6 protein-coding genes are annotated in these 7,977 nt (G+C 55.6%); 2 read left to right on the top strand and 4 right to left on the bottom strand.

Translation table 11 applies throughout. The features are described from left to right. Positions 1-567 precede the first annotated feature (567 nt). On the top strand, positions 568-1,551 hold the full coding sequence (locus ACED87_RS06320) for an LLM class flavin-dependent oxidoreductase (protein WP_449089733.1): 984 nt from the start codon (positions 568-570) through the stop codon (positions 1,549-1,551). A gap of 21 nt (positions 1,552-1,572) precedes the next feature. Here ACED87_RS06320 and ACED87_RS06315 read toward each other — a convergent pair whose 3' ends face one another. The 3 genes from ACED87_RS06315 to ACED87_RS06305 all read right to left on the bottom strand — a co-directional run bounded on the left by ACED87_RS06315 (position 1,573) and on the right by ACED87_RS06305 (position 4,414). Next, positions 1,573-2,370 carry a LuxR C-terminal-related transcriptional regulator gene (locus tag ACED87_RS06315; protein ID WP_449089732.1) on the bottom strand — a complete coding sequence of 266 codons (798 nt, stop codon included), beginning with the start codon at positions 2,368-2,370 and terminating at the stop codon, positions 1,573-1,575. A 35-nt stretch (positions 2,371-2,405) separates the two neighbouring features. Continuing rightward, the gene (locus ACED87_RS06310; RefSeq protein WP_449089731.1) at positions 2,406-3,812 is read right to left on the bottom strand and encodes a histidine kinase; all 1,407 of its coding nucleotides are present in this window, start codon (positions 3,810-3,812) and stop codon (positions 2,406-2,408) included. Positions 3,813-3,928: 116 nt separating this feature from the next. Then, positions 3,929-4,414 carry a DNA alkylation repair protein gene (locus ACED87_RS06305; protein ID WP_449081634.1) on the bottom strand — a complete coding sequence of 162 codons (486 nt, stop codon included), beginning with the start codon at positions 4,412-4,414 and terminating at the stop codon, positions 3,929-3,931. Positions 4,415-4,555: 141 nt separating this feature from the next. Between ACED87_RS06305 and ACED87_RS06300 the strand changes: the two genes are divergently transcribed. After that, complete coding sequence (locus tag ACED87_RS06300; protein ID WP_449081632.1) at positions 4,556-5,236, top strand: TetR/AcrR family transcriptional regulator; 681 nt, start codon at positions 4,556-4,558, stop codon at positions 5,234-5,236. Positions 5,237-5,275: 39 nt separating this feature from the next. Here the strand turns inward: ACED87_RS06300 and ACED87_RS06295 are convergent, their stop codons facing one another. Beyond that, a complete protein-coding gene (locus tag ACED87_RS06295; RefSeq protein WP_449081630.1) occupies positions 5,276-7,969 on the bottom strand; it encodes a replicative DNA helicase in 2,694 nt (897 codons plus the stop codon). Between the last annotated feature and the right edge of the window lie 8 nt (positions 7,970-7,977).

Below are 7,977 nucleotides of genomic sequence, written 5' to 3'. Positions count from 1 at the left end.
TGTTTCACTGGCCGGTGTTTCGTATCGGTCATTCTCATGTTTGTGTGTTACCCGTTTGGGCAACTCATTTAGTCTATCGCGTTTCTTTTCTGTGTGTCAACTCGGTGTTCCGTGTTGTGTCTCACAGTGGCTTTTGGCTGGTGTGTTACCTCAAAATCTCACTCGTGTGAGTGGGGTTTCTTGGTTCCGGCTGTGGCCTGAATTCGCTATGTGACTAGTTGTTTTGTCGCTGGGTGGGTTTCCCCTGTGCCGTGGCGACTGGTAATACTTTACGCAGGTTCAAAACGCTTGGCAAGTCGAAAAAGACCCCAAAATCCACTCACACGCGCCCAAACACCCCTTTTTACCCCCATAAACCACACCTAAAGCTATCGTTTCTCCTAGTCACAAGCTCAAAGTGAGGCACATCTATGGCTCACATCTATGACCCACTACACCTAAAAATCTTTTAAAAACCTTCAAAAGCACCCCAAAACACCCCTAGAGCACCCCTTATTCAAGGAATATTGGGGTCCTGCTACCCGTTGCGCCAGATATAGAGACCCCTATATATAGAAAGGCACCCCTATGCCAGCCCTCTCCCTGCTCGACTTTGCCCTCATCTTTCCCGGCGAGCGCCCCGCAGACAGCTTCAAACGCTCCGTAGCCCTAGCCCAGCACGCAGAAAAACTAGGCTACAAACGTATCTGGTACGCAGAGCACCACAATATACAGCGCATTGCATCAGCAGCTCCAGCAGTCCTCATCGCCCATATAGGTGCCCACACCTCAACCATCCGCCTAGGGGCAGGCGGCGTCATGCTCCCCAACCATTCCCCTCTTACCGTCGCAGAACAGTTCGGCACCCTAGCCGAGCTATACCCCAACCGCATCGACTTAGGCCTGGGCCGAGCACCAGGCACCGACATGCGCACCCTAGCTGCCCTGCGCCGAGACCCACAGGATGCAGAGAACTTCCCCCAAGACGTCCAGGAGCTAGCAGGTTATCTGAGCGGAAATACCCGGGTGCCCGGAGTGCAGGCAAACCCAGGGGCAGGCACCAACGTGCCCCTCTATATTCTGGGGTCCTCCCTCTTTGGTGCCTCTCTAGCAGGTGCCCTGGGCTTGCCCTACGCCTTTGCCTCCCACTTCGCACCCACACATCTAGAAGAGGCCATCGCTGTTTACCGCCAACGCTTCGCCCCCTCAGAGCAGCTAGAACAGCCCTATGTAATCGCCGCAGCCAACGTCATTGCCTCCGACACAGAAGAGGACGCCCGCGCCCAAGAGGTCATTGCCCACCGGCAACGGGTCAAATCCATGATGCGCATGGATGACCGCCACCTAACCGATGATGAGCTAGATATGCTGGTCGCCTCTCCCCAGGGCCAGCAGATTCTAGATATGCTGCGCTACACCGCAGTGGGCACCTCGGAGCAAGTGGGTGACTATCTCACCCGTTTCGCTAACTCAGTACAGGCAGATGAGCTGATGATTTCTAACCTCTCACCCAGCACAGAAGAGGCCCACCGCGGCCTAGAGGTACTAGCACAGGCCATGATTCAGGAGTAGGACGATGAAAGAGAAGTGCAGCTAGCCTTCTAGGAAAGCTAGAACAGCGCGGACGCGGCGGTTGCCGGTATCAGCTGGTAAATCCAGCTTGTCAAAAATATTGCCCACATGCTTAGCCACAGTGGCCGAAGAGATAAAGAGCTCGGCCTCAATCTCTGCATTTGATCGGCCCTGGGCCATAAGCCGCAGGATTTCTAGTTCACGCGGGGAGAGCCGGGCCAGCTTGCCCTCAGCAAGATGGCCAGCTCTCATACCTGGGCGAGAGACTAAGGAACTGCCGGTAGTGTCTGATTCAGGTAAGGAAGAGGGGGTGGGGGCGTCCGCACCGGAAGTAGCTACCGCCCTTTCCTGGGCGGGCTCGACGGGCTGCTCCCGAGACGAGGTTCCCCCTAAGAGGTGCTGCACGACGTCCGGGTCAATAATGGTGCCGCCTGCCACCACAGTATCGAGGGCGCGGGCGAACTCTTCGATATCCCCCACCCTATCTTTTAGCAGGTAGCCCAAACCTGCCGCCGAGCGGGCGAAGAGCTCACGGGCGTAGGCTGTGGTGATGTACTGAGAAAGCACCACAATAGGTAGGCCGGGGTAGGTCTCGCGCAGCTCTAAAGCGGCCTTGAGCCCGTCAGAGGTATGGGTCGGTGGCATGCGCACATCGGTGATAACAGCATCAACCCCCTCCCCCGCCATAGCCGCATCAACGGCGGTGAGCAGGGCGGGGGCGTCCTCAACCTCTGCAAGCACAGAGTGCCCCAGCGCTCCTAACACCATGGTCAACCCCTGACGGAGCAGGGCGGAATCTTCGGCGAGGATAATGCGCATGGGGCACCTTTCATGACAATGTTTCACGTGAAACGCTACAGGGTTGCAGAACCCTTGGGTAGAGGCAGAACCAGAGTCAAGCGGGTAGGGCCACCTACTGGGGAATCCACCTGAACGGTGCCACCCAGGGCAGCAGCACGCTCCACCAGGCCAGCCAGACCGGTGCCACCAGCAGCATCAGCACCACCAACACCGTTATCTTCGATAGTAGCCACCAGAGAATCCCCAGCAACAAAAATCGACAGAGAAAGGAACTGGGCCTGGGCATGCTTGAGAGTATTCGTCAGCGCCTCATTGACCGTGTAATAGGTAGTCCGTTCAAGATTACGTGGCAGACGATCCGGAGCATCATAGGTCAAATGAACAGGAAGGACGCTATGACGCACTAGCTCCTCCAGGGCAGCCTTCAGGCCGTGATCTTCAAGAACAGCCGGGTAGATACCCCGGACAGTATCGCGCAAGGTCTGCTGGGCGTGAGAAAGCTGGGCACGAGCCTCAGTCACATGGTTGAGCAAAGCTGCCGCACGAGCGTCCTGACTATCAGCAACCAGATTCTTACCTTCCATCTCAGCCAGGCCAAGACGCAGGTTAAGATTGACCAGCTCCTGCTGGACACCATCATGCAGGTTACGTTCAATACGGCGACGCTCCCCCTCAAAGGCATCAACAATCTTGGCGCGTGAAGCAGTCAGACGAGCCAACTCGCGCTCCTGCTCCTCAGGGCGAGAGGAAAGAATCAGCTTGGAAAGGCTAGCACCAGCAGCAGCCAACAGACCATTGAGGTAGGCAAAGATAATGAGCAGCACGGGAATAGCTGCCAGGAATACCCACCAGTACTGGGGCATAATCTCAAAGATCTGACCAGTCGAAGGAAGAATCTCCCGGCTCATGTAGTAGTCCAGCTCCCACTGGGAGTAAAGGGAAAGGTGCTGCCAGTCAAGGTAGAGCCTGTTCCCCACGCCGGTGTAATAGCTAAGGCCAGTAAGCACGCCCAGCAGGCTCACCTCAGCCACAAGAATCATGCCAGCAAGAGAACCCCACAAGATCGTCAGAGCCAAGGACCCAACCTCACGCCAGGTAGCAATCTCTTTAAGACGGAAGAGGGCACCCTCCCAAAAACTGGCGTTAGGGTAATCGACGTGGCCATTAGCTACAGCACCATGACCGGTCTTAGCCAGACGCCAACGCTCATAAAGACCAAAGGCAATAGCAACAAAAGGCAGGGCCACAATACCAATGAGGGAAGCGGTCAGACCCATCACCAAAGAGGCAATAACACCCTGGGCAAGCAGAACAGCAAGCGCAATCCAGGGGCCAGCAGTAAAAATATAGAGGGTTAGCCATGCGGCGCCACAAATTCTGGGTGGGCTGATGGTCAGAATCAGTATCAAAGGACGCCGGTGAGTTACTCCCTGCCGCAGGGGCGGCAGGTGCGGCATCATGCAGGGTGTAATCAGTGCTTGTCATACTTCTATTCTTCCGCGCCCCATACCCGTATGCAGTGGGGCCGACTCTACTCTTACCCCACCCACACCCCAGCGGATAGGTAGAGCTAGCTCTACCCCAGGCGCTTCGACCCCTCACGCACACTCAAAGGGGCCATGCGAGCGCCATGACGGGCCATAAAGTCAGCCACCCAGTCAGGGTCAGTTTTAGAGTATTCACGCAAGGCCCACCCAATGGCCTTATTAATAAAGAACTCTTGCGAACCAAAGTTGAGGGTAATGATTTTTTCGAGTAGGGCGGTGTCAGTTGCGGCCTTGCGGGGGCGCTGGTGGCCGATAGCGACCCGGCGAACCCAAAAGTTGGCGTACTGGAACTCGCGCTCAGGGGCCTGCCAGCAGGCCTCAACAAAGCCACGGTCGATTCCTTGAGTTTTAGCTTCGGTGCGGGCCTGGGCAAGGAAGGATTTAAGCAGTTCTCGGCGTTGTGGGGTTTTGATGCCCAGAAAGAGAAATTGGTTGCGCATATAGGCGGCCATCGGCACAGCCTGGGCGGGGTTAGACACTGCGATGAAGGTTTCATAAAGGGCTGGAAAGTTCATGGGGGCTCTTTCCGGTGATGAAGCTGACGGGTGCTGGGTACCTTTCTTGTTCCACCCTACATAATTCAACAGGTGAGGATATTACTCTACAGTTGAAGAATTAAATCTACAGGTGAGGAATTAAGGGGTTAGACTAAAAGCATGGCAGCTCAGAACACTCACACCCCCACAACACCCCGCGGACGACGCAGCGGCGGCACCCGCTCACGCAAGGACATTCTGCAGGCAGCTACCGCACTCTTCGCTGAGCACGGATTCGAGGGCACCTCCGTGCGAGCTATCGCCGCACAAGCACAGGTCGACCCCGCTCTCATCCGACATTTCTTCGGCTCCAAAGAAGCCCTCTTCACAGCCCTACTCGATAACATAAGTAACTGCCCACTCTCCCCACCATCAGGGCAAAAAACAGAAAGTCAGGGTGCAGCAGTAGTAAGAGCCTACCTGCAGATGTGGGAATCAGAAGATACCGGCCCCCTACTTGCAGGGCTAGTACGATCAGCCCTCGCCACATCTGAAGGAAACCCCGCCATCAAAGAAACACTGGCACGGCACCTCACCCAAAGCTGCACCAGCCCCCTACTAACCAATCTCGATCAGGCGTCCGCTGAACTTCTCAGCACCCACCTCTTAGGGGTAGCGGTAGGGCGCTACCTGCTACCCCTGCCCCACCTTGCTGCCCTCAGCCCCGACGAACTGGTTGAACGCACCGCACCTGCTATTCAAAGCTACCTTGAGAGAACCCAACAGCCGCGCAAAACCCAGCCCGCCCCGAAAAAACAAAGCACCCAGGAGCAACTACCGCTATTTGACGGGCTGTTCTAACACGACAGCAAAGCTCCTGGGCGCTTACACCAGGTGGGGCTAGAAAGTTTCGGTGCCAGTGTACGAATCGTGCACCATGTTGGCAAACCGTGAATAATGCCCCTGGAAGGCAACCGCAATAGTCTTAGTAGGGCCATTACGGTGCTTAGCGACAATGACGTCCGCCTCGCCTGCGCGGGTTGATTCCTTCTCGTAGTAATCCTCACGGTGCAAGAGAATGACCATGTCAGCATCCTGTTCAATAGAGTTATGAACGGTGATGCCGTTGGCGATGAAGTTGTGGTTCCCTAGCACAGTGGCGTCGAAAACCTCTTCTTCCCCCTCGTACTCGATAGAAGTGACGGTGTCCCAGAAAAGGTCATTGACTGCAAGCATGTCGAGCTCAGCGGCATCAAGGACGCTAGCTACCTTTGCTAAACGAGAGCGGGACGGTGCGCTTTTATAGTAGGCCGAACCACAATACTTTGAACCCATGGCAGCTTGGAATTCACGATGCGTCATTCCCTTCTCAGACAGGATTTTCTTAACATCGTTCCACACCTGCACCGGAGCAGTATCAACGTTGGTGTTAGAGCGAACGCCTTCAGCAGTAATTGCCGCAAGCAGTTTCTCGCAACTCTTAGCGCGTTCCCCGTAAACAGAGATTTCATGCAAGAAGCGGAGCTGTTCATCGCGTCCGGAGATATCGAGACTGTACCCCTGACGATACTCGCCCTTAATGGTGGTACCGCGGACACGAGTGTTAATACCAAAACGCAGAAGCAGAAGAGACAGCTGGTCCAGTATGACACGAGAAGTTGAGGCGTAGTAGATACGTCCTGAACGCCCGTTCTTATTTACGGTAACAGAGCCGTCAGTTGCCCATAGATGTCTGATAAAGAGGGCAATCTGCTGTTTAGGCAGGGCAAAAACCTGATCTGGAATAAATTTTTCCCACGACCGCTTATCGAAAAGACCTAAATCATCGAGCCATGCAGCGAGCGGATTCCGCTTACCGTGGGTTAGCTTCTCCGGCGAGCGCAGTCGCAAAGAAGTGCAACGCGCTACTTCGTGAGTATCCCTGACGCTTTCAATTCCGAACTGCTTGTATGCAGATTCAGCAACTATAGAGAGGTTCTCTTCGTCAATAGATGCATAACGAATTGGCTGTCGAGCTAAAGCAGATCCGTCACCAATCATGTGAGCCAGCAAAATGACCTGCTCGTCGCTCCAGTGCGTCCGGGCAGACGGCCCGTTAACATGGCGGGGTACGCCCAAACGATCGCCCACTGCAAGCTCACCCAGCCCCTTCCAGCCTGTGTAGGTAAAGAAGGGGTGATTGGCGGTAGCGCGCAGGGTCTTACCCGAAGCTAGCGTTAGACGATAAACAGGTTTCACGCCCGTAGAAAAGACATGGGTCAGGTGCCGCTCCACGAAACGCATATCGTCCCCCAGGGACCATACCGGGACGTCCTGAGCGCCCTGCTCAAAAAGCTCACCCATCGTTGTTTCAGCTCCAGTATCAGAGCGAAGCACACGAGTATCAGCAGTCAGACAGCCCGACTCACGAAGATCCGAGACTTGCGGCTTCTTATCAGTGCGTTGCTCAGAACCACGATTCAACTGCGACAAAGCAATAACCGGAACCTCAAGCTCCTTAGCCATCAGCTTGAGAGCACGCGAAAACTCCGAAACTTCCTGCTGACGCGACTCAACCTTCTTACCCGAGCTCATCAGCTGTAGGTAGTCCAGAACAATCAGCTTGAGGTTATTCTTCTGCTTCAGGCGGCGGGCCTTAGCGCGAATCTCCATCAGGGTCATGTTGGGTGAATCGTCAATAAAGAGCGGAGCCGAATCCATTTTGCCCATGGCGGTAGCAATCTTGGCCCACTGGTCATCGTCCAGCTTGCCCTTGCGTAGGTCTGACAGATTGATGCCGGCCTCAGCCGAAAGAATCTTCATGGCGATTTCGTTGCGGCCCATTTCCAGGGAGAAGAACACCGTGGTCATACCGTGCTTAATGGCAGCAGACCTGGCGATGTCTAGGGCAAACGTCGATTTCCCCATGGCCGGACGCGCCGCAATCACGATCATCTGCCCAGCCTGCAGACCAGCGGTGAGCTCATCAAACTCAATAAATCCAGTAGGCACACCATGGATACCACCATCGCGAGAACCATTAGCCTCAATCTCTTCGACCGTGCTATTCATGGCCTCAGAGAGGGGAACATAGTCTTCCTTGGTGTTATTCGAAGAGACACCATAAATCTCGGCCTGGGCGGCATTGACCAGGGCCTCAGCCTCGCCGTCACCTGAATACCCCAGCTGCACAATCTTGGTGCCAGCCTCAACCAGGCGGCGCAGCATGGCACGCTCGGCCACAATCTCAGCGTAGAAACCTGCGTTAGCTGCGGTGGGCACGCCCGCAATCAGGGAATGCAGGTAGGCGGCCCCGCCCACGCGATTCAGTTCGCCGCGCTTGGTCAGCTCATCAGCCACGGTGATAGCATCGGCCGGTTCGCCGTGCCCGTAGAGGTGGATGATAGCCTCATAGATCATCTCGTGGGCAGGCTTGTAGAAGTCTGCCCCGCCGCCGATAACCTCGACAACGTCGGCGATGGCGTCCTTGGAGAGCATCATGCCGCCCAACACTGATTGTTCGGCGGTGTCGTCGTGCGGCGGTGTGCGGACGAACTCAGACTGGCTCTCAGACAAGGCGGCCCCCTCGGTAGTAAAACGGTGAGCTTCTATCATCTCACCTG

This window comes from Rothia sp. 32237D007AR (assembly GCF_053544675.1).
This window is presented reverse-complemented; position numbering and strand designations above follow the sequence as displayed.